The sequence below is a fragment of the Streptomyces sp. HNM0574 genome (genome assembly GCF_012726235.1).
GTDB lineage: Bacteria > Actinomycetota > Actinomycetes > Streptomycetales > Streptomycetaceae > Streptomyces.
Window position 1 is genome coordinate 367,022 of record NZ_JAASAH010000002.1, and the last position, 25,874, is coordinate 392,895.

At 71.0% G+C, this 25,874-nt stretch carries 25 protein-coding genes and 1 pseudogene; 7 read left to right on the forward strand and 19 right to left on the reverse strand.

The window, feature by feature from the left end:
* Positions 1 to 2 precede the first annotated feature (2 nt).
* The 15 genes from HCC30_RS05265 to HCC30_RS05335 all read right to left on the reverse strand — a co-directional run bounded on the left by HCC30_RS05265 (position 3) and on the right by HCC30_RS05335 (position 16,393).
* Entirely contained in the window at positions 3 to 611 is a 609-nt protein-coding gene (locus tag HCC30_RS05265; RefSeq protein WP_169440856.1) for a hypothetical protein, read from the reverse strand.
* Positions 608 to 982: an SseB family protein gene (locus tag HCC30_RS05270; protein ID WP_240979330.1), complete on the reverse strand. Its 375-nt coding sequence runs from the start codon at positions 980 to 982 to the stop codon at positions 608 to 610. Before HCC30_RS05270 ends, HCC30_RS05265 begins: the two co-directional genes overlap by 4 nt.
* A 111-nt stretch (positions 983 to 1,093) precedes the next feature.
* A complete protein-coding gene (gene fabG / locus HCC30_RS05275; RefSeq protein WP_169440858.1) occupies positions 1,094 to 1,885 on the reverse strand; it encodes a 3-oxoacyl-ACP reductase FabG in 792 nt (263 codons plus the stop codon).
* 227 nt (positions 1,886 to 2,112) lie between these two features.
* Positions 2,113 to 2,475, reverse strand: a complete 363-nt coding sequence (locus HCC30_RS05280; RefSeq protein ID WP_169440861.1) for a hypothetical protein — start codon at positions 2,473 to 2,475, stop codon at positions 2,113 to 2,115.
* 54 nt (positions 2,476 to 2,529) lie between these two features.
* Positions 2,530 to 2,889: a hypothetical protein gene (locus tag HCC30_RS05285; protein ID WP_169440863.1), complete on the reverse strand. Its 360-nt coding sequence runs from the start codon at positions 2,887 to 2,889 to the stop codon at positions 2,530 to 2,532.
* Positions 2,890 to 3,023: 134 nt separating this feature from the next.
* Positions 3,024 to 7,694: a putative T7SS-secreted protein gene (locus tag HCC30_RS05290; protein WP_169440865.1), complete on the reverse strand. Its 4,671-nt coding sequence runs from the start codon at positions 7,692 to 7,694 to the stop codon at positions 3,024 to 3,026.
* On the reverse strand, positions 7,694 to 8,299 hold the full coding sequence (locus HCC30_RS05295) for a hypothetical protein (RefSeq protein WP_169440866.1): 606 nt from the start codon (positions 8,297 to 8,299) through the stop codon (positions 7,694 to 7,696). Before HCC30_RS05295 ends, HCC30_RS05290 begins: the two co-directional genes overlap by 1 nt.
* A complete protein-coding gene (locus tag HCC30_RS05300; RefSeq protein ID WP_169440867.1) occupies positions 8,299 to 8,715 on the reverse strand; it encodes an SseB family protein in 417 nt (138 codons plus the stop codon). The genes HCC30_RS05295 and HCC30_RS05300 overlap by 1 nt, the downstream gene beginning before the upstream one ends.
* Before the next feature lie 176 nt (positions 8,716 to 8,891).
* Entirely contained in the window at positions 8,892 to 12,251 is a 3,360-nt protein-coding gene (locus HCC30_RS05305; protein ID WP_169440869.1) for an Ig-like domain-containing protein, read from the reverse strand.
* Positions 12,252 to 12,524: 273 nt separating this feature from the next.
* Complete coding sequence (locus tag HCC30_RS05310; RefSeq protein ID WP_169440871.1) at positions 12,525 to 12,842, reverse strand: helix-turn-helix transcriptional regulator; 318 nt, start codon at positions 12,840 to 12,842, stop codon at positions 12,525 to 12,527.
* On the reverse strand, positions 12,839 to 13,201 hold the full coding sequence (locus HCC30_RS05315) for a type II toxin-antitoxin system RelE/ParE family toxin (RefSeq protein WP_169440873.1): 363 nt from the start codon (positions 13,199 to 13,201) through the stop codon (positions 12,839 to 12,841). The genes HCC30_RS05310 and HCC30_RS05315 overlap by 4 nt, the downstream gene beginning before the upstream one ends.
* 82 nt (positions 13,202 to 13,283) lie before the next feature.
* Positions 13,284 to 14,222, reverse strand: coding sequence for a hypothetical protein (locus HCC30_RS05320; RefSeq protein WP_169440875.1), 939 nt, complete (start codon positions 14,220 to 14,222; stop codon positions 13,284 to 13,286).
* Positions 14,223 to 14,541: 319 nt separating this feature from the next.
* Positions 14,542 to 14,862, reverse strand: a complete 321-nt coding sequence (locus HCC30_RS05325; protein WP_169440877.1) for a type II toxin-antitoxin system PemK/MazF family toxin — start codon at positions 14,860 to 14,862, stop codon at positions 14,542 to 14,544.
* Positions 14,859 to 15,143 (reverse strand): hypothetical protein, encoded by a 285-nt coding sequence (locus HCC30_RS05330; RefSeq protein WP_206323378.1) that lies wholly within the window; start codon positions 15,141 to 15,143, stop codon positions 14,859 to 14,861. The genes HCC30_RS05325 and HCC30_RS05330 overlap by 4 nt, the downstream gene beginning before the upstream one ends.
* A 65-nt stretch (positions 15,144 to 15,208) precedes the next feature.
* Complete coding sequence (locus tag HCC30_RS05335; protein WP_169440879.1) at positions 15,209 to 16,393, reverse strand: hypothetical protein; 1,185 nt, start codon at positions 16,391 to 16,393, stop codon at positions 15,209 to 15,211.
* Positions 16,394 to 16,493: 100 nt separating this feature from the next.
* Between HCC30_RS05335 and HCC30_RS05340 the strand changes: the two genes are divergently transcribed.
* The gene (locus HCC30_RS05340; protein ID WP_169440881.1) at positions 16,494 to 17,708 is read left to right on the forward strand and encodes a cystathionine gamma-synthase; all 1,215 of its coding nucleotides are present in this window, start codon (positions 16,494 to 16,496) and stop codon (positions 17,706 to 17,708) included.
* Positions 17,709 to 17,797: 89 nt separating this feature from the next.
* Here HCC30_RS05340 and HCC30_RS05345 read toward each other — a convergent pair whose 3' ends face one another.
* Positions 17,798 to 18,382 carry a MarR family transcriptional regulator gene (locus HCC30_RS05345; RefSeq protein ID WP_240979331.1) on the reverse strand — a complete coding sequence of 195 codons (585 nt, stop codon included), beginning with the start codon at positions 18,380 to 18,382 and terminating at the stop codon, positions 17,798 to 17,800.
* Between the two features lie 374 nt (positions 18,383 to 18,756).
* On the opposite strand from HCC30_RS05345, the gene ilvA reads away from it, so the two are divergent.
* From ilvA to HCC30_RS05360, 3 genes are all read left to right on the forward strand, one after another.
* On the forward strand, positions 18,757 to 20,031 hold the full coding sequence (ilvA, locus tag HCC30_RS05350) for a threonine ammonia-lyase (protein ID WP_169440884.1): 1,275 nt from the start codon (positions 18,757 to 18,759) through the stop codon (positions 20,029 to 20,031).
* Between the two features lie 125 nt (positions 20,032 to 20,156).
* Positions 20,157 to 21,257 (forward strand): ATP-binding cassette domain-containing protein, encoded by a 1,101-nt coding sequence (locus tag HCC30_RS05355; protein ID WP_169440886.1) that lies wholly within the window; start codon positions 20,157 to 20,159, stop codon positions 21,255 to 21,257.
* Positions 21,258 to 21,361: 104 nt separating this feature from the next.
* Positions 21,362 to 22,138 (forward strand): ABC transporter permease, encoded by a 777-nt coding sequence (locus HCC30_RS05360; RefSeq protein ID WP_169441408.1) that lies wholly within the window; start codon positions 21,362 to 21,364, stop codon positions 22,136 to 22,138.
* A 112-nt stretch (positions 22,139 to 22,250) separates the two neighbouring features.
* Here the strand turns inward: HCC30_RS05360 and greA are convergent, their stop codons facing one another.
* Positions 22,251 to 22,748 (reverse strand): transcription elongation factor GreA, encoded by a 498-nt coding sequence (gene greA, locus HCC30_RS05365; RefSeq protein ID WP_169440887.1) that lies wholly within the window; start codon positions 22,746 to 22,748, stop codon positions 22,251 to 22,253.
* A 154-nt stretch (positions 22,749 to 22,902) separates the two neighbouring features.
* Positions 22,903 to 23,379, reverse strand: coding sequence for a DUF4307 domain-containing protein (locus HCC30_RS05370; protein WP_169440889.1), 477 nt, complete (start codon positions 23,377 to 23,379; stop codon positions 22,903 to 22,905).
* A 97-nt stretch (positions 23,380 to 23,476) separates the two neighbouring features.
* Here HCC30_RS05370 and mca point away from each other — a divergent pair, with 97 nt between their 5' ends.
* The 3 genes and pseudogenes from mca (at position 23,477) to msrA (ending at position 25,496) form a co-directional block, all read left to right on the forward strand.
* Positions 23,477 to 24,355, forward strand: a complete 879-nt coding sequence (gene mca, locus HCC30_RS05375; RefSeq protein WP_169440890.1) for a mycothiol conjugate amidase Mca — start codon at positions 23,477 to 23,479, stop codon at positions 24,353 to 24,355.
* 13 nt (positions 24,356 to 24,368) lie between these two features.
* A pseudogene (locus tag HCC30_RS29130) lies at positions 24,369 to 24,560 on the forward strand (hypothetical protein); the annotation flags it as partial.
* Positions 24,561 to 24,833: 273 nt separating this feature from the next.
* Positions 24,834 to 25,496, forward strand: a complete 663-nt coding sequence (gene msrA / locus HCC30_RS05385; protein ID WP_169440891.1) for a peptide-methionine (S)-S-oxide reductase MsrA — start codon at positions 24,834 to 24,836, stop codon at positions 25,494 to 25,496.
* A 64-nt stretch (positions 25,497 to 25,560) separates the two neighbouring features.
* On the opposite strand, the gene HCC30_RS05390 is transcribed toward msrA, so the two are convergent.
* A complete protein-coding gene (locus HCC30_RS05390) occupies positions 25,561 to 25,764 on the reverse strand; it encodes a DUF397 domain-containing protein (RefSeq protein ID WP_169440892.1) in 204 nt (67 codons plus the stop codon).
* Between the last annotated feature and the right edge of the window lie 110 nt (positions 25,765 to 25,874).

Sequence of the window (25,874 nt, forward strand, 5' to 3'; positions counted from 1 at the left end):
CGTCAGCTACCCCCGTCGCCCTTGCCCTGCTGCTCCTCGGGAGCGCCGTCCCACTGCCAGTCGGAGTCGTCCCACCGGTCGGGGCCGGCGACGTCCTGCCACGGGGAGGTCGAGAAGTCCTCCCCGGTCTGCTTCCACTGGTCGCCCATCGCGCCCCAGTCCGGCTGCGAGGTGTCAATCTCGGGCTTCGGCTTCAGCGACTCGTCCCACACCTCGCCCCAGGACCTCTCGCCCGCCGTTTCGGCATTGGCCATGCCCTCGGCCGGGTTGTGCGAGAACGCCGAGGTCACGACCTCCTTGAGGCTGTCGTTCACGTACTGCTCCTGCTCGTGGTACAGCCCCGCCGACAGATCCAGCTTGTACGCGATGTCGTTCAGCTGCTGCATCTTGCCGTGGATCGCCATCCCCCAGCGGCCGCAGAACTGCCCGAAGACGTCCGCGAGTTCACCGGAACCCATGTCCATCCCGGACATCAGCATGAACTGGAACCCGTGCCCCTGCTGCGCCGTGACGGAGAAGTAGCCCGTCGCCTCCAGCTCCGCCTGCGCGTCCCGCAGCCCCTTCTCGACCTGCTTGGCCGCCTCCGGATCGAACGAGTACCCGCTGCTCATGAGGACGCCCCCTCGACCACCGCGTGACCGGCCACGATCCCCTCCACCGGCGGCAGCACGAACGCGCCCTCGCTGCCGACGTCGACGGCGACGCCGCAGGGGCCGTCGACCTCCCCGACCGTCTCGTCCAGCAGCCGCGCCCCGTACACCCGGCGGAACGGCCACTGGCCTCCCTCGCCCCGTGACCGCGCGAACGCCGTCAGCGTGTCCGTATCGGTGAAGGCGTAGATCCACCGCACGCCGCCCAGATCCCCCGTCATGATCCCGCCGTCCCGCAGCGGAACCAGCACCAGCGAACGCCGGAACTCCCCCACCAGCGCCCGCACTTCGGCCAGCGCCTCATCCGGACCCTCGGTCTCCCCCGACAGCATCGCGCCCCCAACCCCCGCTCGAACCAGGCATACAAGCGTAGAGGAGCCGTAAGGGCCCGGACCAGCATGTCTGTACGGGGCAGGTGAGGGCTCCCGGAGCTGGTGGCCGGGTCAGGCGCCGGGGGAGCTGAAGGCGTCCAGGGACTCGGGAAGCGTCTGGCCGCCGTCGACGGTGAGGGTCTGGCCGGTGATGTAGGCGGCCTCGTCGGAGGCGAGGAACAGGACGGTGTGGGCGATGTCCTCGGTCTCGCCGAGCCGGCCGAGCGGGATCGCGGCCGACATCGTCCTCAGGTACTCCTCCCCCAGACCGGCCAGCCCCTCGGTACGGACGTTCCCGGGGAGGACGGCGTTGACGGTGATGCCCTGCGGCGCGAGTTCGAGCGCCGCGCTGCGCAGGAAGCCGAGCTGACCCGCCTTGCTCGCGCCGTAGTGGGACCAGCCGGAGTACCCGGTGGTGGGCCCGGTGACGGACGACGTCAGCACGATCCGGCCGTGCCCGGCGCGCTCCAGCAGGGGCAGGCAGCTCTTCACCGTGAGCATCGTGCCCCGCAGGTTGACCTCCAGCACCTCGTCGATGTCCGCCGCCGTCATCTCGCGCAACGGCTTCTCGGGGAAGATCCCGGCGTTCGCGCAGACCAGGTCGACATGACCGTGCCGCTCCTCCGCCTCCGCCGCCATCGCCTCCACCGCCTGCGGATCCCGCAGATCGACCCCGATCCCGTGCACCCGCCCACCGGTACGCGCGGCCAGCTCGACGGCGGACTTCCGCGCCACCGCCTCGTCCCGCCCCGTCACCACAACCGCCGCACCCCGCGCGGCGAACAACTCGGCGACCCCACGCCCGATCCCCCGCGTCCCCCCGGTCACGATCACGGACCGCTCCCGCCAGTTGGTCACCGTCATCCCCGCCTCACTCCCTCTCACCGTTCCACCCCTCACGCAGTACGCGCGCATCGCCGGTTCGGCGTGGGGCGGGCGTCACGCTAGGGGGTGTGCGGGGGCGGAGGGGTGCGGGCGCGCGTGGATGGCCGGAAGGTGATGGGGGTGGGCGGAAGACGGGTGGGGTTACCGGGAGTTCGGGGGCCGGGGGTCGCGCCCAGCGCAGGCGGGCCTCAGAAGCTACTCTTCGTTCACCGCAGGTGTCGGCCCATATGGATCCACATTCTGCGGAGCTCCCCGGGAAGCCATGAAAAGTAGCCCCACCAGAGCGGGTTGACGAAGTTCACCCAGCTCTTCCTGCGCTTGAGGTGGCGCGCCCAGCAGGCATCCTGTTCTTCCACGGAGGCCGGCATGGAAGGGGGCATCCCTCTGGGATCGAGCTCCTTCCGAAGGTTCCGTAAGGCACCGAAAGCGTTCACGCCGAGCGCTGAGAACTCATCGCTACGACGTGCAGACGCGAGAATCACGCAGAAGTACTCACCCTCGCAAACGCTCAGAAGCCACTCCTCTTCCTTCCCCGCGACCTGAACGTTGACAGCGAACTTTTCAGGCATGAGTTCGGCTTTAAGTTCCGACGCGCACCTGCAAACCATGCAGACGCCGTGACGTCACAGGCCAATAAGAGCTTCCACAGCCGTAATATCACCATCACCTGCATACTCCACGGAAATGTCCCCGCACCTCACAGAGCACCTGGAAGCAGAGGTGCCAAACTCTATCCTATAAACACCCGAATCAGCATGACAGAAGAGCTCTGCCACTACAGAGACAACACTGTCTCTCGGCATAGAATAATCCGGGTTGTCCTGCCGACCCCAGGGCGAGCAGTCAACAATCGGAACCCCTGACACAGCCTCCTCGATGAACTGCCCGCCGCGCATGGCGGCGGACGAGGGCGCCTCGATCACAATGAACTGCAACAAGGCGCCGTCCTGGGGGTCCACCTTGACCTCGACCTCTCCGGACACAGAGCCAGTGATACGCAAATAAAGGGGCCGTTGACCACTCCCGGAACCCCAAGACGCCGAAAAGGGGATCCAGGGGTCGGACTCCGCCGTTCCTGTCTCGCAGCCCTTCACCCCTACGACCTTCAACACTGTCTTCACCCCTTGTACAGCCCGTGAATCAAAGCAGGAAGTGGATCCTCGGGGCGCTGACTGAACTTCAACTCCCACCCGCCCACTTCAACCATCCTACCCAGTGGAACGCCATCCCTTGAGGCCTCCGCAACAGCGGACTGGAGACTCCGCAGCTGCTGTTGGTTGATCTGGCGAACATGGTCAGGGCCAACTAGCTCATTCATCCGCCCTCGCGCATATTCATCCATATGCTTCGTTGCATTTCCATGGACCCATACTCTGGCATCACCTGCTTGCATTTCAAAAGATTTGGGGAGGTCCGTGCCAGGATAATTGGGCTGTGTGCCCTTGATGTCATCCCAAACAGTTCCGGACCGACAAGCCGCCAACCCCAGCGGATCAACCCACCCCTGCGGATTGCTCACATACGCGACCGGATTCGGCGAAGGCAAGAGCCCCAGCGGGTCCGGCGAAACGTACCGCCCCGTCGTCGGGTCGTAATGCCGGTTGAGGTTGTAGTGGAGGCCGGATTCGGGGTCGTGGTACTGGCCGGGGAAGCGGAGGGGGGTGTGGGCCGTGGCGTCGGCGGTCCAGGTGGTGGTGCCCCAGAGGGTGGTGCGGGTGCGCCAGGCGATGTCGCCCTGTTCGTCGAGGAGTTCGGTGGGGGTGCCGACGAGGTCGGTGACGATGGCGAAGAAGCGGGAGTCGATCTCCGCCTGGGTGGTGGTGTCGGTGACGCGTTCGGTCTGGGTGAGCGGGGTGAAGCCGTCGTGGTCCCAGGTCAGGGTGATGCCGGTGCTGGTGTCGGTCTGTTCGACGAGAGTGGGGCCGTCCCAGGTGAAGTCGGTCCGTTCGGTGACGGTAGTGCCGTCGGGCGCCAGGCGCAGCTTGGCGGTGCGGCGGCCGAGGGGGTCGTAGACGTAGCGCCAGCGGGTGCCGTCGGGGGTGGTGACGGCGCACAGCCGGTCCTCGGCGTCCCACTCGTAGCGCCAGGTGTCGGGCTTGGCGGACAGGCGGGTCTTCTGGCGGAGGACCATGCGGCCCGCGGCGTCGTGTTCGTAGCGGATGCGGCCGGCCGAGCCGATGCGGGTGCCGGTGTAGGTGCGTTCGCCGCGGGCGGCGGAGGCGGCGTGCCGGTCGGGCCAGTCGGCGCGGGTCTGGTTGCCGGCCTCGTCGTAGGCGTAGGACTCGGTCCAGTCGCGGGCGCGGACGGTGGTGACGCGGCCGGCGGCGTCGAGGTCGAAGCTGCTGGGGCCGTTGAGCCGGTCGGTCAGGCCGGTGAGGGCGCCGTCGGCGCGGTAGGTGTAGGCCCGGTGCTGGACGGGGCCCGCCGCTGCCTGGACGGTCTGTTCGGCGAGGCGGCCCGCCGGGTCCCACAGCTGGGCCATGGACACCGAGGCCCCCACCCGGCGCCCCGTCTCCCGCCCCGCCGCGTCGTGGGTGAAGTCGAGGGCGCGGCCGTTGGTGGTCAGCCCGGTGCGGTTGCCGGCGGCGTCGTACGCGTACGTCGTCTCCGCGCCGGACGGGGTGACGCGGCGTATTCGGCGGCCGAGGATGTCGTACTCGTGGAGGAGGGCGCGTCCGTCGGTGGTCTCCCGCAGGACGCGGCCGGCGGCGTCCCGTTCGAGGTCGACCGTGGCCTCGGGGCCGGCTGCCCGGACGAGCGCGCCGGTGAGGTCGTAGGTGTACGTCGTCACCGCGCCGTCGGCGTTCTGGCGGGTGACGCGGCCGAGTGCGTCGCGGTCGAAGCCGATGGTCAGGCCGAGGGCGTCGGTGCGGGTGCGCAGCGCTCCGGCCGCGTCCAGCTCGTAGGAGACCGTGCGGTCGTCGAAGTCGGTCTCGCCGACTAGGCGGCCGGCCGGGTCGTAGGTGTAACTCCAGTGCAGGCCCTGGGGGTTGGTGACCTGGGTGAGTCGGAGTTCGGTGTCGTGGCGGAACTCGTGGCGTACGCCGTCCGGGTCGGTGCGGGCGGCGAGCAGGTCGAAGTGGGTGTACTCGTACGCCGTCACCGCGCCGAGCGGGTCGGTGTGGCGGAGGCAGTTGCCCTCGCCGTCGTACTCCCAGCGCTCCGTGGCGCCGTCCGGGCCCGTACGGGAGGCGGGCTTGCCCTCCGGGGTCCAGGTGAGGGCGGTGACGTGGCCGAGCGGGTCGGTCAGGCGGACGGGGCGGCCGAAGGCGTCCCGCTGGTACGTCGTGGTGGCTCCGAGCGGGTCGGTGATCGTCAGCGGGAGCCCCGCGCGGTCCGTCGTCACCGTCGTGGCGTGGCCCAACGCGTCGGTGACGGCGGCCAGATGACCCGTCGCGGTGTAGGTGAAGCGGGTCGTGGCGCCGGAGGCGTCCGTGACGGCGGTGCGGTTGCCGTGCGCGTCCCACTCCAGCCGGGCCTGCACGCCCTCGGGACCGGCGACGATCACCGGCCGGCCCTCGCCGTCCCGGCCGACGCTGGTGTAGTGCCCGTCGGGGCGGACGACCATGACGGGGCGGCCCGCCTCGTCGTAGGCGTACGAGGTGACGCGGCCCAGCGGGTCGGTGACCGTCAGGGGGCGGTCGTGCTCGTCGTAGGTGGTGCGGGTGGTGGCGCCGGTCGGGTCGGTCTGTTCGACGAGGCGGCAGCGGAGGTCCGTGAGGTACCGGGTGGTGTGGCCGAGGGAGTCGGTGACGGCCGTGGCCCGCTGGCCGTCCGCCAGCTCCTCGTAGCGGAAGGTGCTGCGCAGGTGGCCGTCCTGACCCGACTGGTAGGTGCAGCGGTGCTGTTCGTCGTACACGTACGAGAAGGCGGAGCCGTTGCTGTCCCGCCAGGCCAGCATGCGGCCTTCGGTGTCGTTCGTGAACTCGGTCGGCCTGCCGGAGGAGTTGGTGACCGAGGCCAGGTGGCCGTTGTCGTCGTAGCCGTACCGGACCAGCGGCTCGGGGACTCCGGCCAGGCGGAGTGCCGTGATCCGGTTCCGGTTCTCGTCGGTGTCGAACTCCAGGCGGTAGCCCGCGCTGTGCTCGACCGCGAGCGGCACACCCTGTGCGTCGCGTTCGAAGGTGAGCCACTGGGTGGTGCGGTCGGTGATCTGGGAGAGCGGCGCGACGCCGTCGCCGCCGAGGTCGGCGGCAGGCGGGTCGAAGTGCCACACGCGGCCGGACTCCGGGTCGGTGACCGTGTAGTCGCCGTGCGCGGAGAGCTCCAGCCGCCAGCGGCGGCGCCCCTCCTCCGGCAGGGTCGGGACGCCCACCGCCGGGTGCGGGAAGGGCAGCAGGCTGCCGTCCTCGGCGACGAGGACGACGCCCTCCGCGTCGATCTCCAGCCGCTGGTCCACCGTCGAGGCCCAGCACTGCCCGAACCAGCCGCCCGAGCGGTACGAGGACTCGAACGTACGGGAGAAGTCGAGCGGGAGCAGCGCGGGCAGCCGGACGTCCGTCTGCGGCAGGATCATGCGTCCCGTCGCGACGTCGACCGGGTCCTGGCAGGTGTCCTTGCGCAGGGACTCGCGGATCTTGTCGAGCGTGTTCCGGATGCCGTCGAGGGAGTTGCGCGCCGCGCCCTTGGCCCCGGCGCGTGCCCCGGATCTGGCCGCGCCCTTGGCCACACCGCCGGCTCCCTTGGCGCCGACGAGGTTGGACAGCAGCGTGCCCGTCGCCTCGTGCGGATCGCTGCCCCAGCCGGAGCCGATGATCGCCTTCGGCAGGCGTTCCGGATGCGCGGCCGTGGAGACCAGGCCGGAGAGCACCATCTGGGAGTTCGAGAGCCACTGGCCGGGGTGCGTGAGGTTGTACGGGTCCATCGGGTTGACCGTCCGGACCAGCTTGCCCACGTCCGCGAGGCCCTTGACGAAGCCGCCCGCCAGATGCATCTGCCCCAGCTGGGACGACACGACCCCGTCCAGGGCCAGCTGCTGCCCGCGGTCCAGGAACGAGGGCTTCGCCGGGGCCTGTTCGCGGGCCTCGGCCACCGCGCGGGCCGCGTCCTGGGCCGCCGACCCGCGCTGTGTGCGTGCCTCGGCGAGCAGGTGCCGGGCGGCCTCGCGGCCCTCGTTGCCCGGGTCGGTGAAGTCGCCGGGCTTCGTGGGCTTCGGGCCGGGGTCCTTCCCGGCCTCGGACGCGGCGTTGTACTCCTCCGCCTTGGCGTTGTACGCGTCGACGTCGGCGTTGTGGCTGTTGCGCGCCTGCTCGGAGCGCTTCTCGGCCTCCTTCCAGCGGTCGATCGCCTCCCGCGCCTGCCCCTGCGCCCAACTGACCGTCGCCGCATAGGTCTTCAGCGCCCGGCTCGCGTCCTCGCAGGCGTCCGCGGCCTTCAGCCACTGCTTCGGCTGGACCTCGAACTTCTCCCGGAACCGGTCCGCCGCCTCGCCTTGCCAGTCACCGGCGTCCAGGCCGCGCATGCCCTGCCCGACCCGTTCGAAGGCGCCGGAGAACCGCTTGAGGTTCCCGGCGCGCTCCTCCAGCTTGTCCGGGCTGCCGTGGATCAGCTCCTTCGGGTCCTCCGTCTCGCCCAGTTCCCGCTCGGCGACGTCCGCGCCCATGCGGTTGGCGACGGATTCGCTGCCGTCCCGGACGGCTTCGGCGCCCGACTTCCAGCCGACGGCGTCGAGGGCACCCGCCGTCGCACCGCCCGCGCGTTCGATGCCCTCGCCGACGGCCTCCTTGCCCTTGTCGAGGGCCGCTTCCGCGCCCTCGCCGAGGTCGTTGAGGAATCCCCCGACTCCCATCAGCCCTTCCCCCCGTCACTGCCGCTTCCTCCGGCCTCCGGCTCCCCGTCCCACTGCCAGTCCACGCGGTCGGTGTAGCCGGGGCCGGCGCCCAGGGGTGAGCTCTTGACGTCCTCGACGGTCTGGCCCCAGGAACCGAGCGCGTCACTGGCGCCCCGCAGCAGGGAGTCGGTCGAGTAGTCGGCGTCCCGGGCCTGTGTGTAGGCGTTGTCGCCCAGGGTCTCCTTCCAGGAGCGGCCCTCGATCTCCTCCTGACTCAGGCCCGGGTCACCCATCGCCGAGGACACGACCGTCTTCAACGTGCCGGACACGTACTGCTCCTGCTCGTGGTACATGCCGGCGTTGAGGTTCAGGGCCATGGCGATGTCGTTCGCGTCCTGCATCAGGCCGTGCACGCCCCACCCCCAGCGGTCGCAGAACCCGGCGAAGGCGTCGGTCAGTTCCGCGTCGCCGACCTCCAGGCCCTTCAATTCCATGTCGGAGAAGCCGTGTCCGAGGTTGGCGCTGATGTCGAAGCCGAACTCCTTCAGCTCCTCCATGGCGTCGTTGATGCCCTTCTCGACCTTCCTCAGCGCGTCCGGATCGAGCCGGTAACCGCCTGCCATCAGCCGTTCCCCTCCCCTTGGACGGCGCTCGCGTCGACGGCCGCCTCGTCCGGGACCACGCCGCGCACGGGCGGCAGCAGCATGCCCGCTCCGGAACCCGCGTCCACCGCGACGCCGGCCGGTCCTGGCACGGCCGGTACGACGACGTCCAGCAGCCGGGCGCCGCGCATCGTCAGGTACGCGGCTCTGGAGTCGTCCCCCAGCCCGCGCGCCCGCGCGAAGTCCGCCAGGGGTTCCTCGCCGGTGAAGGCGAACAGCCAGCGCAGGCCCTCGGACTCCACCGTCAGCAGGGAGTCGTCCAGCGTCGGCACGAGCACCACGCTGCGCCGGAACTCCCCCACCAGCGCGCGCAGATCGACCGACTCGTCCCCGCCCGACAGTGCCGCGAGGCCCTCCGCCAGTTCCCCCACCGGCATCTGTCCCACCCCCCAGGCCGTACACACGATCAGTCGGTCACCCTAACGGCGACCGGTGACAGCCACCCCGGATTCCGGCGGGGGACGTGCAGCTCAGAGCGGCTTTGGGAGTTCGTGGCGACGGACACGGGCCCCGGACGCCGTACCGTCCGGGGCCGTCGGGTAGTGGCAGCCGTTCACTCCCCCGCCAGCGGCGAAGCGTTGACCGCCACCAGGGTGCCGCTGCCGACGAGGCCGATGGTGTCGACGGCGAGTTTCGCGGGGAGGGCGTACTCGCTCTCGCGGAAGGACTCGGAGTTGAGGAAGGCCGTGCAGGGGCTGAGAGTGGCGAGGGCGCCGGAGGCGGTGGTCGCGACGTTCGGGAAGGCGTTCCGGCCCGCCTTGTAGCCGTAGTAGAGGAGGCCGAGGACCCCGAGGCCCGTGGTCAGCCACGGGGTGAACCTCTTGACGAGCTCGTACGCGGCCTGGATGCGGCTGAGGGAGACCAGGACGACGCAGATGACGAACTCGACGACGTGCGCCGCGCAGATCGCCGCGACCGGGTCCCGCAGTACGCTCACCGCGCCCTTGACGTACTCGTAGTTGGCGAGCCCGAGCGTCAGCACGGTCAGCACCAGGCTGCCCGCCGAAAGCCAGGTCGGCGTGGCGTCGCCCATCCAGTCGGAGGCGACGGCGGGGAGTACGGAGAACGCCGTGAGGAGGCCGGAGACGAACAGGCAGAGCTTGGCGGCGTCGGAACCGCCGTCCGCGTCAAGGGAGTTGAGCTCGGGCAGCGTGCCGCCCGGGAAGGGCTCGGCGTTGCCGTGGGCCAGTTTGTACACGACGGTGACGGGGACGGCCGCGAGCAGCGCGATCAGGTTGGCCAGGTTCAGCGGTTCGTTGTCCGGGTCGCCGCCGCCCGCGGCGACCACCCACCTCCACAGTGTCCTCAGCCCGTCGGGGACGGGGAGTTCGGCCCGGAGCACGTCGTCCAGCGCACCGATTCCGACGTCCACGAGGTCGGCCACCCCGTCCACGAAGCCCTTGATCACGACCAGCAGCGCGTCCTCGATGTCGCCCGCGAGGCCGAGCAGGTCGCCGACGGTCTTGTCGGACGAAGGGTTGGTGATCAGGTCGCCGCCGAGTGCCAGGAGATCGTTGCCGATCTTCTTGCCGTCGTTCGTGAAGCTGTCGAGGTTCTGCCGGAAGTCGTTCCAGGCGGTCTCCAGCGCGCTGTGTCCGCCCAGTTGGAGCTCGCCGGGCGGGGTGGCCCTGACCTTGTCGTACAGCCAGTTCGCCGTCGGGTCCTGGGTGTGCTCCCTCAGCTTCCCGCCCTCGCTGCCGGGCCCCGTCCCTGTGCTCAGCGGATGGTGCCCGTACGTGCTCCGCGCCTGCTTCACGGCCCGGCGCAGTGCGTCGCGTTCGTTGTCCAGCCAAGTGTCGGCGGCCTGCTTCATACCGGTGACCTGCTTCTGGGCCTGCCCGAACGCCAGGTCCATGCCCTCGGTGAACGCGCACTTGGTACGCCACATCGCCGGGAAGTCGAGCAGCGCCTTGAGCCACTCGATCGCCTTCCCGACGGTGTCCACGATCTTCTGGAACAGGGTGACGACGGCGTGGCACGCCTGCTGGATTCCGGCGATCACGAGCTTGCCGCCCTTGACGAACTCCTGACCGAGCCACTTCACCCCGTCCAGGACCACCTGGGACTCCTGCACCACCCACTTCGCGGCCGTCGCCACCCCCCGGGAGACGCTGCGCCAGACGTCCCCGGCCCAGTGGGTGAACGAGTCCCACCAGCCCTGCGCCTCCGCACCGTCCCCCTCCTCGGGAGCGGCGACGGTCACGATGCCCTGCGGCTCGGTCCCGAGTCCGGCCGCGGCCGCCTGGCGCATCCAGTGCGCGGCGTCCTTCCTGGTCTGCTCCTCCGCCTCCGAGTTGAGGTGCTTGAGCGCCTCCCCGCCCTCGTCGAACTGCGGGAGCGGCCCGCGCGGATCCGTCTCGCGGAGGGTGCCCGTCCCCTTGAGGTAGGACAGCACCTTCTGGCCGGGGCGGGCCGTCACGATGAACGACCCCGCTTTCAGGTCCAGTTCACGTGCGGTCAGTCCACCTCCGGCGGAGAGGGTGAAGACCACCCGGCCGGCGTCGTCGGCGTACACCGTGGCTCCGCCGTGGGTGACGGTCAGCATCCGCGGGTGGGTCTGCTTGCTCGCCGGGCGCGGGTCCCTCCAGTAGATCTCGCAGTCGGCCGCTCCCTCGGGGGCGCTGATGCCGACCTCGGCGTGCGGTACGGGGGCGCCGCGCTGGTCCCGGACGACGGCCTCGACCCGGTGCACCGTCTTCTCCAGCAGCACCCCGCCGGTGGGCGGCAGGACGTCGACTTCACGCCACATCCGCGTGCGCATGTCCTGGACCTCCAGGCGGAGCCGGCGGTCCTGTGCGCCGTAGGAGAAGAGCAGGGACTCCTCCCACATGTCGTGGCTGACATCCATGTCCCCGACGCCGGTGTCGACGGGGACTGGCGGACAGAAATTCGGGTGCCCGTCCTCGCCCCTCGGTTCGCTACGGTCCTGGCGGATGACCCACAGCCGCTGTTCGGTGTCGTGCGCGTACAGGTCCCAGAACTCCCCCGCCTTCTCCTTGCACGTCCGGCTGACCACGCGGTCGAAGCGGCACTCCGCGGGGACGGCGGACCCGAGCTGACGGACGGAGATCGGGACGTAGAGCCGGCACGTTCCCACCAGCGTCGCCAGGGTCCCGTCGGCGTTCAGCAGGAGGACGTCGTTCCCGCGCACGGCCAGCACCTCGGCGATGTCCTTCTCCGCGTCGGCGCACTGGGGCCCCCTCGGCTCCCAGCCGCCGAACTCGGTCCAGTCGAAGTAGACCCGGCGCCTGTTCTCCTCGTCGAGGAAGGCGCTGACGGCGTACGTCTTCTCGCCGTACGGCAGTGCCGACATCAGGCTCCAGCGGCGCATCGCGGGCGCCCCGCTCTCCACCCAGCCCCCGTACTGGTTCAGGGTGAAGCAGTACGGCCCCCTGCTCTCCCGCGCGACGACGACGAGCGGGCGGTCGCGCACGTAGCCGACGTCCAGGCCGTTGCACCCGTCACCGGCGCTTCCGTACCCGATCGGTTCGGTCCAGGTGTCGTCGCTGCGGTGACTCGACCACAGCAGCTTCCCGTCCTCGATCATCACGCAGAGCAGTCCCCCACCGTGACGCAGCACCGCGATGTGCGTCGGGCGGCGCCCCGGGAACGGCCGGGAGGTGCGCCAACCGTGCGGCTCCGACGGGTCGTTGACGAGGTGGATCACCTCGCGCGCGCCGGAGTCGCCGCTGATGACCAGGCATTCGAGCCTGTTCCCCTCCACCCACTTGTAGCCCCAGTGGTCCCAGACCCGCCCCTTGTACGGGTGCCGGAACGGCGCGATCGGCCGCCCGCACTCCTTCGCCACGGGGATTCCCGCCGACTCCACGACGTCGTGCATCAGCACATCCGCGACGTCGATGCTCTTCGGCGTCTGCCCCGTCACGGGCGCCTCTGCGGTTGCCACGGCCATCGCCACACTCCTCACGGTGAGTTGCCAACACGGCTCAATCCGTCACCCTCCGTACCCACCTCGCCCCCGCCACACGACCACCCCGCACGGGACGACCCGGACGAGCGAGCGAGCCCCGGACGCTGACGCGAACTCACCCGGGCAGCGACTCGACGGGGCGCGCATCCCCGCACACGACGAAGCCCCGCCGCCAACTCCTCAGTCGGCAGCGGGACTTCAGGCTCCTCACGCGGGAAGCAAGACGGAGCGAGGGGCTCCGTATCACCCCTGAGCTCAGGCGATGGCCGCGATATCACCGTCGTCGAAATAGATGGCCTGGTGAAGGCGGCCCCCCAATGCGGCGGCGAAGCGAGCGAGCACATCCTGGCCGGAGAGGTGGCCTCGCTCGATCTGCGACACTCGCCCCTTGGTGACCCCCATACGCTGGGCCACCTCCTGCTGCGTCAACCCCCGGGCCTTCCTCAGCTCCGCGAGCCGGCGCCCGGTTACCTCGGCAAGCAACTCCTCCTTGCCGGCCCGCACGGCCTCCTCGCCTCCGGCTCGGGCGACGTGTTCGGCTCGGATGTCCTGCCAGCGCGTGTACTCACTCACGGTCGTCCTCCCATATCCCGAGCACGTTCCTTCAGATAGATCTCGTAGCGCTGCTCGGCCAGCGGAATCGCTTCTTGGTACCACGCGTTCCACCGCCCGGACTTGTCACCCGCGACCAACAGGATGCTCGAGCGCCATGGGTCGAAGGCGAACAGGATCCGCGCCGTCCCCGGCCGTAACTCCTTGAGATTCGCCATCGAAGTGCCGCTCAGGGTGTCCACCAGTGGACGCCCCAGGCCAGGCCCGCTTTCGGCCAGCGCATCGAGTGCTTGCACCACTCGAGCGTGCATCTGGTCGTCCAGGCCATCAATCCAGTCCCGCACTTCGTCGACCAACAGGATCTGCCACTCACCGTCCACACGGTGAAGTATAGCGAAAGCTATACCGACCGTCGGGTCGACGGACCAGAGGGCCGACAGAAACAACGGGACCGGAATCGCGTCACCCGCACACCCCCGAAGCCGTCCGCACTGCCCCACCCCCGTTCTCGTCGTCGGTGGCGAGGACCGCGCGGTGGGTGTTCGGGAGGCAGTCGAGGGCCTCGATCTTGTGGCCCTCGAACTTCTTGAGGAGTTCGGGCTTCTTCTCCGCCTTCAGGGTGAGCTTGCCGGAGTCGGCCGAGAGGTGGCCCGCCGCGTAGACGCCGGAGTCGAAGGGGCCGTCGTCGCCCGGGTCGGAGGCGGAACTGACCAGCAGGTCACCGGAGTTGGTGATCTTCAGGTCGGAGGCGTGGCGGATGTTCTTCGACGGGTACGGGGCCTCGACCTCGGCCGTCTCGACGTCGCCGAACCGGGCACCCTTGCCCGCGAAGTCGACGGACGCCGCACGGAGGGTGGTGGGGGTGGCGTCGTCGCCGCGGTTGCCCCAGGCGGCGACGAGGCCGTCGCCGGCGGGGGCGAGGGCGAAGTTCTCGTAGTTGTCGTCCTTCACCTTCGCGGGGAGGGCGAAGGTGCCGAGCACCTTGGCCGTGCCGCCGGCGAGGCGGAAGTGGTAGCCGGTGCCGTCGCTGGTGACGGCTACGTACTCGGCGGCCCCGCCGGTCCTGCCCGGCACGTCGTCGATGGCCTCCAGGTCGACGGGCTGCTCGCCCTGCCAGGTCAGCTCCTGGACGCGGGGCTGCTCGCCCTTCTCGTACGCGACCTCGGCGAGGCGGCTCTCGCCCGCCTTCTTGCTGTCGCGGACGACGAGGGCGGTGAAGGCGTCGCCGTCCTTGTCCGCCTTGGTGACGGATATGCCGCTGGCGCCGCCGGTCATGCCCTTGCCGATCGGCTGCCAGTCACCCCCGGCCCCGTTGGCCGTTCCGGCTCCCACGGTGAGCGTGACCGCCGCGGTGGCTGCGACTCCGGCGAGTGCGGACGTGAGCAGGGTCTTGCGGTGCATGGGTAACTCCCCGGGCGCTCATCGTGACGCGCGTAGACAATGGGTGCCGGGACGCTAGCCCCGCCCGCCACGCGACCGCAACGCTCGTGCCCGCGACGGAAATCCGGCACACCGCACATCCCGGACAGCACCCGACGGTATCCGCGCCACCCCGGAACCCCACCCCGGGCAGGCACGTTGCCGGAGACTCGATGCACGGGCCACCGAACCCCTCACCCACCACCACGGATTCCGCGAACTCGCGGGCGGTGAGCGGGATCTCAGCGACGACGGCGGACCGAGGCCGATGCCGCGATCGGGCGCTCACCCACCGCGACGGTCACACGAGGCCGAGATAACGGCTGACGACGGTCTCCACCTCCGCCATTTCCTCGCGGGGGAGGTAATCCACGGGATCGCCGACCACGTACTCGGTGTCGATGGTGCGGATCTGGTCGACCAGGAGCCGTGTGGGCCGCCCGGCGATCTCCAACTCCGGCCGCAGCACGGAGGGCTGGGCGCTCGTCGAGGTCGGCACGACCGTCACGACGCTCCAGTCGTCGCGCTGAATGCTCAGCACCAGCCCCAGCCGTTTGCCTCGCTGCTCACGACCGCGCTTCGCGTCACCGAGGTCGATCCGGTAGACGGCCCCCCTGATCACTGCGCACCGGGCGGGAGGGAGGAGAAGCGCCGGTGCGCCTCGCTGCCCCGGAGGTCGACGATTTCGCCCTCGGGGCCGTAGCCCCAGTCGTCGGGCTCGTCGCTGAGGTCTTCGCGCTTGAGCCGGTACATGTCCAGATGGGCCTTCTCCGTCCACGCCTTCTGCTCCAGCAGGCGCAGCGCGCGACGCAGAACGTCACTCTGGGATTCGCCCTCCGCCTGCTGCTCGCCGAGGATGCGGGCATCCTCTTCCGTGGGCCTGAACGCGACCTGCTTACTCATACCCACCACAGTGACCCCCTGTTTGACAGTTGTCAAACAGGGGGTCACGTGCAACGATTCTGCGCTCACTGCCCCGGCGGCTGCTTCGCCGCCCGGCCGCCCGCGGCTTCCCAGCCCGCGACGGCGAGGGCGCGGTAGCCGGCGTACTCGGCGGCGGGGTCCGCGGAGTCGGCCCAGGGGACGGCGCCGACGTAGCCGTCGACGGCCTGCACGGCGGAGACGGCCTCCTCGTACCGTTCGGCGCGGACGAGGAAGCAGACGAGCAGGTGCAGGACGTGCGGGCGCACCGGGTGGTCGTCCTCGACCTGGTCGACGGCGTACTCGGCGGCCTCGATCGCGTCCCGGATCTCGGCGCCCTGGTACAGGCTGCGCACCATGTTCACCTCGGGGAGGTGGTCGTGGAGCGCGAAGAGCGGGAGGGCCGCCAGCAGGGTGCCCTCGGGGGCCTGGGCCGCGGCGGTGCGGGCGAAGGCGTCGGCGTCCTCGCGGGAGCCGCTCCACTTGGCCGACCAGTACGGCAGGGCCGCCAGGTGCGCGCCCATGTGGTGCGGCGCGAGGCGGCGCACCTGGGACCACAGGGCCTCGAAGTCGGCCTTGCGGTAGCTGAGATGACGGGCGACGAACAGCTCGGTGATGTGCGGCGTCGGGTCCTCGGGGGCGAGCTTCGCGGCGTCGTGGCAGACGTTCCGCGCCTCTTCGAGGATGATCCGGTGGTCGGCCGAGCCGGTGTCCGCGAGCGCCTGCCAGACCAGGAACTGGGCGTACACCTGGGCGCCGCCCGCGTCGTCGGGGCGGGCCGTGCGCCAGTTCCGCAGCCAGCGCGCGTCCTGCGCCTTCGGGCCCTTGCTGAGGGAGAGCGCGCCGTCCGCCGCCTCGCCGCGGCCGCCGTCCACGCCGACGGCCGAGGAGCCGCCGGCCTGGGCCAGCTCCATCGCCGCCGCACCCGCGAGGGACTGCACGCGCTGCCAGCGCAGCTCCCACTCGTCCCCGGTGAAGGCCAGCAGCCGGGCGACCGGGTGCCAGTCCTGGGTGCGCTGGGTCTCCTCCAGCGCGTCGACGAGCTCCTGGTCGGGGCCCGGCAGCCGGACGTCCAGCTGCGCGGCGGGGACCAGCCCGTACCCGGCGGTGGGGTCGACGGCGGCCGTCAGCCCGGCCCGCCCCTCCTGCCGCAGCTTGCGCCGGCGCATCGCGGGGCGGGCCAGCACGCCGACGATGGCGGTGACGGCGATCAGGAACAGCAGTACTTCCATGGCTTGCGGCTCTCCCCCGGGGACGGCGACTCGGGCTCCGGGCGGCCCGGATTGGCCGAGCACGCCCTGCCTACACCGTACGGCGCATTACTCTCGCCCCATGAGTGAGCAGCGCGACATCCACAGCGACAGCCACAGCGACCAGCACGACCGCACGGGCGATCAGCCCGGGAAGCACAGCTTCGAGACCCTCGCCATCCACGCGGGGAACGAGGCCGACCCGGCCACCGGTGCCGTGGTCCCGCCGATCCACCAGGTGTCCACGTACAAGCAGGACGGCGTGGGCGGGCTGCGGGGCGGCTACGAGTACAGCCGCTCGGGCAATCCGACGCGTACCGCGCTGGAGGAGAACCTCGCGGCGCTGGAGGGCGGGCGGCGCGGCCTCGCCTTCGCCTCCGGCATGGCCGCCGAGGACTGCCTGCTGCGCACGCTGCTCGCGCCCGGCGACCACGTGGTGATCCCGAACGACGCGTACGGCGGCACCTTCCGGCTCTTCTCGAAGGTCGCCGAGCGGTGGGGCGTGCAGTGGTCGGTGGCGGACACCTCGGACCCGGCGGCGGTCCGCGCGGCCGTGCGCGAGAACACGAAGGCCGTGTGGGTCGAGACGCCCTCGAACCCGCTGCTCGGCATCACGGACATCGCGGCCGTCGCCGAGGTGGCGGGCGGCGCGGGCCTGCGGCTGGTGGTGGACAACACCTTCGCCAGCCCGTACCTGCAGCAGCCGCTGGCGCTCGGCGCGGACGTCGTCGTGCACTCGACGACGAAGTACATGGGCGGCCACTCGGACGTCGTCGGGGGCGCGCTCGTCGTGCGGGACCCGGCGCTGGGCGAGGAACTCGCCTTCCACCAGAACGCGATGGGCGCCGTGGCCGGGCCGTTCGACTCCTGGCTGGTGCTGCGCGGCGCGAAGACCCTCCCGGTCCGCATGGACCGGCACAACGCGAACGCGGAGCGGATCACCGAGATGCTGACCTCGCACCCCCGCGTCGCGCAGGTCTACTACCCGGGGCTGCCCTCGCACCCCGGGCACGAGACGGCGGCGAAGCAGATGCGGGGCTTCGGCGGGATGGTCTCGTTCCGCGTCGCGGGCGGCGAGGAGGCGGCGGTGCGGGTGTGCGAACGCGCCCGGCTGTTCACCCTCGGTGAGTCCCTGGGCGGCGTGGAGTCGCTGATCGAGCACCCGGGCCGGATGACGCACGCCTCGACGGCCGGTTCCCAGCTGGAGGTCCCCGCCGACCTGGTGCGGCTCTCCGTCGGCCTGGAGGCGGCCGAGGACCTGCTCACCGACCTCCGGTACGCGCTCGCCGACGGCTGACGGACGGCGCCCGACGACGGGCGGGCGGCGGGGAGTTCGCGGAATCCCGCGCGACTCCCCGCCGCCCGCCCTCTCGTGTGCTCAGCGGCTCAGGCGGATTCGCCCGGCCCGCCTCCCGGCTGGATGCCGAGCAGCGCGGAGTTGAAGCGGGTGAGGAGCGCGCAGAACGCGTCGCGGTCCTCCTCGTTCCACTCGGCGGTCAGCAGGCCCATCAGCTCGCGCCGCGAGGAACGCACCTCCTCCAGGCGGGACATGCCCCGCTCGGACAGGCTGAGCACGACGGCGCGGCCGTCCTCCGGGTGCGAGGTGCGGCTGACGAGCCCGGCGTCGACGAGCGGCGCGACCTGGCGGGTGACGGTGGAGGAGTCGATGCCCATGCCCGCGGCCAGCGCCTTGACGCCCATCGGGCCCTGCTTGTCGAGCCGGTTGAGCAGCAGGTAGGCGGCGCGGTCCATGGAGTTGCGCGCCTGGCCGACGCCGCCGAGGCGGGTCTGCTCGGCACGCCGCGCGAACACGGCGACCTGGTGCTGGAGCACGTCGAGCACGCCCTCGACCTCGGGCGCCCCCGCGCCTCCGTCGGGATCGGGTGCGGAATCCGCGGCGTGGCCGGCCGGGTGGGGGGCAGTGCCCGGCGTGGTGGCGCGGCCTTCGGTGGCGCCGCTGTCGGTCGTCATGTCCGGGTGTGTGGGCATGGCGGGTGCTCGCTTCTTTGGGATGTACCGGGGTCCGTGGGGCCGCGCGGGCGCGACGGGATCTGCGGCAAAGGGTACGCGGCCCTGCCCGGAACCGGACCGGCGCTGCCCGAACCGATATCAACCGGTGAGGAGCCGGAACGGGCCCGTCGGCCCCGGAAAGGCCCGCCTCCCCGGCCCGCCGAACCGGGAGGGACCGTACGGGCCCCGGCGGGAACCCCCGTTACGCCCGGAACGAACGGTTCCGGGACGGCCCCGCAGGAACCGGACCGGAGTGCACCGCATTCCGGACGGCGGGCACCGTTTTTCCTGACGCGTGGGGCCCCATCCGGCCACCGTGCTGCGACACTTGCCGCATGGTCGCCAGTCCTGCCCAGCCGTCCGGACCCACCGCGGCGTCCGGCCCCGCGCACGATCCCGCCGCCCTTCCCGCGCCGACGGTCGAGGACGTGCGGCACGCGCAGAAAACGCTCTCCGGTGTCGTGCGGACGACGGCGCTGGAGGGCAGCCGTCACCTCTCCTCCCTGCTCGGCTCCCCGGTGCACTTCAAGTGCGAGAACCTCCAGCGCACCGGCTCGTTCAAGCTGCGCGGCGCGTACGTGCGGATCGCCGGGCTGTCCCCGGCCGAGCGGGCGCGCGGCGTCGTCGCCGCGAGCGCGGGCAACCACGCGCAGGGCGTCGCGCTGGCCGCCTCGCTGCTGGGCGTCCGCTCGACGGTCTTCATGCCGGAGGGCGCCCCGCTGCCGAAGGTCGCCGCCACCCGGGACTACGGGGCGCAGGTGCGGCTGCGCGGCCAGGTCGTGGACGAGACGCTGCGGGCCGCGCAGGACTGCGCGCGCGAGACCGGCGCCGTCTTCATCCACCCCTTCGACCACCCGGACGTGGTCGCCGGCCAGGGCACCCTGGGCCTGGAGATCCTGGAGCAGTGCCCGGAGGTGCGGACGATCGTCGTCGGCGTGGGCGGCGGCGGTCTCGCGGCGGGCGTCGCGCTCGCGGTGAAGGCGCTGCGGCCCGACGTACGGGTGGTGGGCGTGCAGGCGGCGGGCGCCGCCGCGTACCCGCCCTCGCTGGAGGCCGGGAAGCCGGTGGTGCTGGAGAAGCTGTCCACGATGGCGGACGGCATCAAGGTGGGACGCCCGGGCGACGTGCCGTTCGCGCTGGTGGAGGACCTGGTCGACGAGGTGCGCACGGTCTCCGAGGACGCCCTCTCCAGCGCGCTGCTGCTGTGCCTGGAGCGGGCCAAGCTGGTCGTCGAGCCCGCGGGCGCCAGCCCGGTCGCCGCGCTGCTGGCCGACCCGGCGGCCTTCGAGGGCCCGGTCGTCGCCGTGCTCTCCGGCGGCAACGTCGACCCGCTCGTGCTCCAGCGCACCCTGCGGCACGGCATGGCGGCCGCCGGCCGGTACCTGTCGCTGCGGCTGCGCCTGACGGACAGCCCCGGCGCGCTCGCCGCGCTGCTGCGAGAGCTGACGGTGGCGGACGCGAACGTGCTGGACGTCGGCCACGTCCGCACCGACCCGCGGCTGGGCCTGGACGAGGCCGAGGTCGAGCTGCACCTGGAGACGAAGGGGCCGGAGCACTGCGTCGAGGTCACCTCGGTGCTGCGCGCGGCGGGCTACAAGGTCATGAGCTGAGCCCCCGCTCCCGTCACCGGCCGTCCCCGCGGGTTTCCGGAAAGTGCCCCTGATGCCGCCCGGCGTGGCCGAAAATAGAATCGAGCGGTCGGGCGACGACCAGACCACGTGACGGGGGTCCGCTGATGCCAGACGCCATTCATGCCGAGGGGCTCGTGAAGACCTTCGGGGAGGTCAGGGCGCTGGACGGCGTCGACCTCGACGTTCCGGAGGGCACCGTGCTGGGCCTGCTCGGCCCGAACGGCGCGGGCAAGACCACCGCCGTACGCGTCCTCACCACCCTGCTCCAGCCGGACGGCGGCCGGGCCGTCGTCGCCGGGCTCGACGTCGTCAGGCACCCCAACGAGGTGCGGCGCTCGATCGGGCTCTCCGGCCAATTCGCCGCCGTCGACGAGTACTTGACCGGCCGCGAGAACCTCCGGATGGTCGGGCAGCTCTACCAGCTGTCCGCGCGGGACGCGAAGCGCCGGGCCGACGAGCTGCTGGAGCGCTTCCACCTCGCCGACGCCGCGGACCGTACGGCCAAGACGTACTCGGGCGGCATGCGCAGGCGGCTCGACCTCGCGGCCGCGCTCGTCGTCAGCCCGCCGGTGATGTTCATGGACGAGCCGACCACCGGGCTCGACCCGCGCAACCGGCAGGGCCTGTGGGAGGTCATCGAGGAGCTGGTCTCCGGCGGTACGACGCTGCTGCTCACCACCCAGTACCTGGAGGAGGCCGACCGGCTGGCGCACGACATCGCCGTCGTCGACCACGGCCGGGTCATCGCGCGCGGCACCTCGGACCAGCTCAAGGAGCAGACCGGCGGCGAACGCGTCGAGGTCGTCGCCCACCTCCGCGAGGACATCGGCACCGTACGCGGCATCCTCGCCCGGCACAGCCTGCCCGCGCGCTCCGGCGAGGGGGACGGCCTGGCGGCCGTGGCCGTCGAGGAGCACACCCGCAAGCTGACCGTCCCGGTCGCCGGCGGCGCGAAGCTGCTCGCCGAGGTCATCCGCGAACTGGACGGCCAGGGCGTCGAGATCGACGACATCGGCCTGCGCCGCCCCACCCTCGACGACGTCTTCATCTCCCTCACCGGCCACGCGGCCGAGGCGGAGGACGCCGGGGAACCCGGCCCGGAGACGGACCCGGAGGACCCCGGCGCCCCGTCCACGGGCTCGACCCCGGACGGCCCCGGCCGCCGACGGAAGCGGAACGGCAAGCGGAAGGAGGCCGCCCGGTGACCATCACCACGGACCCGAGAGGCTCGGGCGGAAGCGGCGTCCCCGGCCCGGCGGCACCCCCGGCCAGGGGCGGCATCGCACAGTCCGTCTCCGACTCGCTGATCATGGCCAAGCGGAACCTCATCCGGATGGCACGCATCCCCGAGGTCGTGATCTTCGGCCTGATCCAGCCCGTCATGTTCGTGGTGCTCTTCAGCTACGTCTTCGGCGGCTCCATCACGCTCCCCGGAGCCGGGATCGACGCCGACAGCTACCGCGAGTTCCTGATGGCGGGCATCTTCGCGCAGACCGTCACCTTCGCCACCGCGGGAGCGGGCGCGGGTATCGCCGAGGACATGCACAAGGGCCTCGTGGACCGCTTCCGCTCACTGCCCATGGCCCGCGGCGCCGTCCTCACCGGTCGCACCCTCGCGGACCTCGCGCAGACCGCGCTCACCCTCGTCGTCCTCGCGGGCGTCGCCCTCCTCGTCGGCTGGCGCACGCACGAGAACGCGCTGAAGATCCTGGCCGGTTTCGGCCTGCTGCTGCTCCTCGGCTACGCCTTCACCTGGATCGGCGCGCTCATCGGCCTGACGGTGCGCACCCCGGAGGCGGCCACCTCGGGCGGCCTGATCTGGCTCTTCCCGCTGACGTTCATCTCCAACGCCTTCGTGCCCTCGCAGAACATGCCGTCGGTGCTGCGCCACATCGCCGACTGGAACCCCTTCAGCGCCACGGTGCAGGCCTGCCGCGAACTGTTCGGCAACATCCCGCCCGGCTATCCCGTGCCCGACGCCTGGCCGATGCAGCACCCGGCGATCGCCTCGCTGCTGTGGTCGCTCGTCATCATCGCCCTGTTCCGCACCCTCGCGGTCCGCAAGTACAAGTCCGCCGCCGCCTGACCCGCGCCCGCGGAACGCGGGAGGGCCCCGCCGGAGATCTCCGGCGGGGCCCTCCCGCGTATGTGCCCTTCCCGTACGGGCGGCTGCCTCGGCGCTCACGCGCCGGCGGCGCTCAGCTCCGGTACGGCTTGGCCTCCAGGACGGTGACCGAGGCCATCTTGCCGTTCGGCAGCTCGTACTCGCACTCGTCACCGACCTTGTGGCCGTTCACGCCCGTGCCCAGCGGGGACTGCGGGGAGTAGGTCTCGATGTCCGCGCTCGCGTACTCGCGGGAGGCCAGCAGGAAGGTGATGGTGTCGTCCTCGTCGCCGTCGAACGCGACCGTGACGACCATGCCGGGCTCGACGATGCCGTCGTCCGCGGGCGCCTCACCCACCTTCGCGTTCAGCAGGAGCTGCTGGAGCTGACGCACGCGCAGCTCCTGCTTGCCCTGTTCCTCCTTGGCCGCGTGGTACCCGCCGTTCTCGCGGAGGTCACCCTCTTCGCGAGCCGCCTCGATCTTCTTGGAGATCTCCGTGCGTGCAGGACCCGACAGGTACTCCAGCTCGGCCTTGAGCTGGTCGTACGCCTCCTGGGTCAGCCAGGTGACGTTGTCGCTGGTCTGGGTCACAGGTGCTCCTCGTCGGTACTGGTTTTTCGGTACGTGATCAGGTCGTGATACAAGCAACGCCCTACCCACAGGCTGCGCCTGTAAGGGCGGGCGGAAACTACGAGCCTAACAATTCCGGGGGAAAAGGGAAGAAGGTAAAGCGCTGGGCTACGAGTCAGTCACCGCTGGTGACTTCGCAGCCGACCAGCTCAGCACTGGTGGCGCGGGCGGTCGTCCGGACCGTCACGACGGAGTCGATCCGCTCCTCACCGCTCTTCACGCGCACGGCCTTCCGGCCGACCTCGGCGCCGCTCTCCTCCTGCGTCCGTAGGGTGCACACGCCCGACGCGTCCTTGTCCTTGCGGACTTCGAGATGGGCCTCGACGGCCTCGTCCGACACGACCTTGAACTTGATGAGTTCGCCGCTCACGCCCTGCGAGGAGATGTACCCGGCGCCGATCCAGGCGATCAACGCGACCATCAGCGCGCCCAGTACCGCACCGGTGATCTTCAGCCTGCGGTCCGTACGCGCCTCGTCACCGCGCGCGACCCGTCCGTACCGGCCCTCCGGCGGCACGGCCGCCCGCCCCGAACCGGCCGACCCCGCCGAGGGGTTGGCGGACGACGACGAACCGGTCCGCAGGTCAGCCATGGCGGGTCCTATCCAAGGGGTGGTCGGGAATACAACGCAGTGGTGATTCGGTCACTATAGAAGCCGCCTGCCGCGACGAGTGAACGAGGATCGAGTCTTGACTGAGCAGCTCCGACTGATGGCCGTGCACGCCCACCCCGACGACGAGTCGAGCAAGGGCGCGGCGACCATGGCCAAGTACGTGGACGAGGGGGTGGACGTGCTGGTCGCGACCTGCACGGGGGGCGAGCGCGGCTCCATCCTCAACCCGAAACTCAAGGGCGACACCTACATCGAGGAGAACATCCACGAGGTGCGCCGCAAGGAGATGGACGAGGCACGCGAGATCCTGGGCGTCAAGCAGTCCTGGCTCGGCTTCGTCGACTCCGGCCTGCCCGAGGGCGACCCGCTGCCGCCGCTGCCCGAGGGCTGCTTCGCGCTCCAGGACGTCGACGAGGCGGCCGGTGCGCTGGTGAAGCTGATCCGCGAGTTCCGCCCGCACGTCGTCACGACGTACGACGAGAACGGCGGGTACCCGCACCCGGACCACATCATGACCCACAAGATCTCCATGGTCGCCTTCGATCACGCGGCGGACACGGAGAAGTACCCGGAGTCCGAGTTCGGGCCCGCCTGGCAGCCGCAGAAGCTGTACTACAACCAGGGCTTCAACCGCTCCCGCACCGAGGCGCTGCACAACGCGCTGCTGGACGCCGGCATGGACTCGCCGTACGGCGACTGGCTGGAGCGCTGGGAGAAGATGGGCATCCACGAGCGCACCCTCACCACCTACGTGCCCTGCGGCGACCACTTCGAGATCCGCGACAAGGCACTGATCGCGCACGCGACGCAGATCGACCCCGAGGGCGGCTGGTTCCGCATCCCGCTGGAGTTCCAGCGGAAGGTCTGGCCGACGGAGGAGTACGAGCTCGCCAAGTCGCTCGTCGAGACCTCCCTCCCCGAGGACGACCTCTTCGCAGGCATCCGGGACAATTGACGGCATGGATGCCATGAGCGCGACGCAGACGACCGCCTACCAGCTCCTTCCCCTGGCGAAGGAGCTGGATGAGAACAAGGTCACGCCCGGCGTTCTCGGCTTCGCGGTCTTCGCCGTGATGGGTGTCGCGGTGTGGATGCTGATGAAGTCGATGAACCGCCACATGGGCAAGGTCGACTTCACCGAGCCGGCCCCCGCGACGGGCCCCGGCTCCGCCACCGAGGCGGCCACCGCCGAGCGGACCGAGGAGTCCGCCCCCGGCAAGGCCGAGCGGACGGCGGACGAGGCCACGCCGGACGCGAAGCAGTCCGACGCGAAGGAGCCCGGGGCCGACGGCAAGGCCGGCCCCGGAGCCTGACCCGGCCGGGCCGTACGGACGCCGCAGGAACCCCGTACGAACCCGCCGCAGGAACCCCGCCGTACGGCACGGCCGCGTGAACCGGCCGGTACGGCGGGCACGAACCGACAGGAGAACCCCATGCTGTTCGGCCGCCACCTCAACCAGCTGCCCACGCCCGAGGAGGCCCTCAAGGGCCGCCCGGAGCGCGCGTACGCGGTGCCCGAGCGGCACACCGTCCTCGGTAACCCGCTGCTCGGCCCGTACCCGGAGGGCCTGGAGGTGGCGGACGTCGGCATGGGGTGCTTCTGGGGCGCGGAGCGGATCTTCTGGCAGGCCGAGGGCGTGTGGACCACGCTCGTCGGCTACCAGGGCGGGATCACGCCCAACCCGACCTACGAGGAGGCCTGTTCGGGCCTGACGGGTCACACCGAGGCGGTCCGCGTCGTCTTCGACCCGTCGAAGATCAGCTACGCCTCGCTGCTCAAGCTGTTCTGGGAGAGCCACGACCCGACCCAGGGCTTCCGCCAGGGCAACGACCGCGGTACGCAGTACCGTTCGGCGATCTACACCCACTCCCCCGAGCAGCAGCGCACCGCCGAGGCGTCCCGCGACGACTACCAGCGCGCCCTCACCGCCTCCGGCCACGGCACCATCACCACGGAGATCCTCCCCGCCGAGGACCGCCCCTTCTACCCCGCCGAGACCTACCACCAGCAGTACCTGGACAAGAACCCGGCAGGCTACTGCGGCATCGGCGGCACGGGCGTCTCCTGCCCGGTGGGCATCGCCCCGGCGGAGTGAGCCTCCCGCACACCCCGTGAGCGGGCCCCGTCGCCGTAGGTGCGGTGACGGGGCCCGCTGGGGCTCAGCCCCTGAAGCCGTCCCCCCGCACCGCGGAGACGAACGACGACCACGCGTCAGCGGAGAAGCTGAGCGGCGCCCGGGAGAGGTCCTTACTGTCCCGGACGGGAACGCTGCCGCCGGACGCCAGAACCGGGGCCCACTCGACGCACTGGCCCCCCTCGCCGTCGCTGTAGCTGGACTTGATCCACTCGTGCTTGCCGTTCATGGTCATCCTTGATGCGGTTGAGGTGAGCCACTGACTCGTACGGGCTCAGCGAGCATGCCCGCGCGCGAACGGGAACACCTGCGTCCGGCGTAGCGTGGGGCGTACGTCCA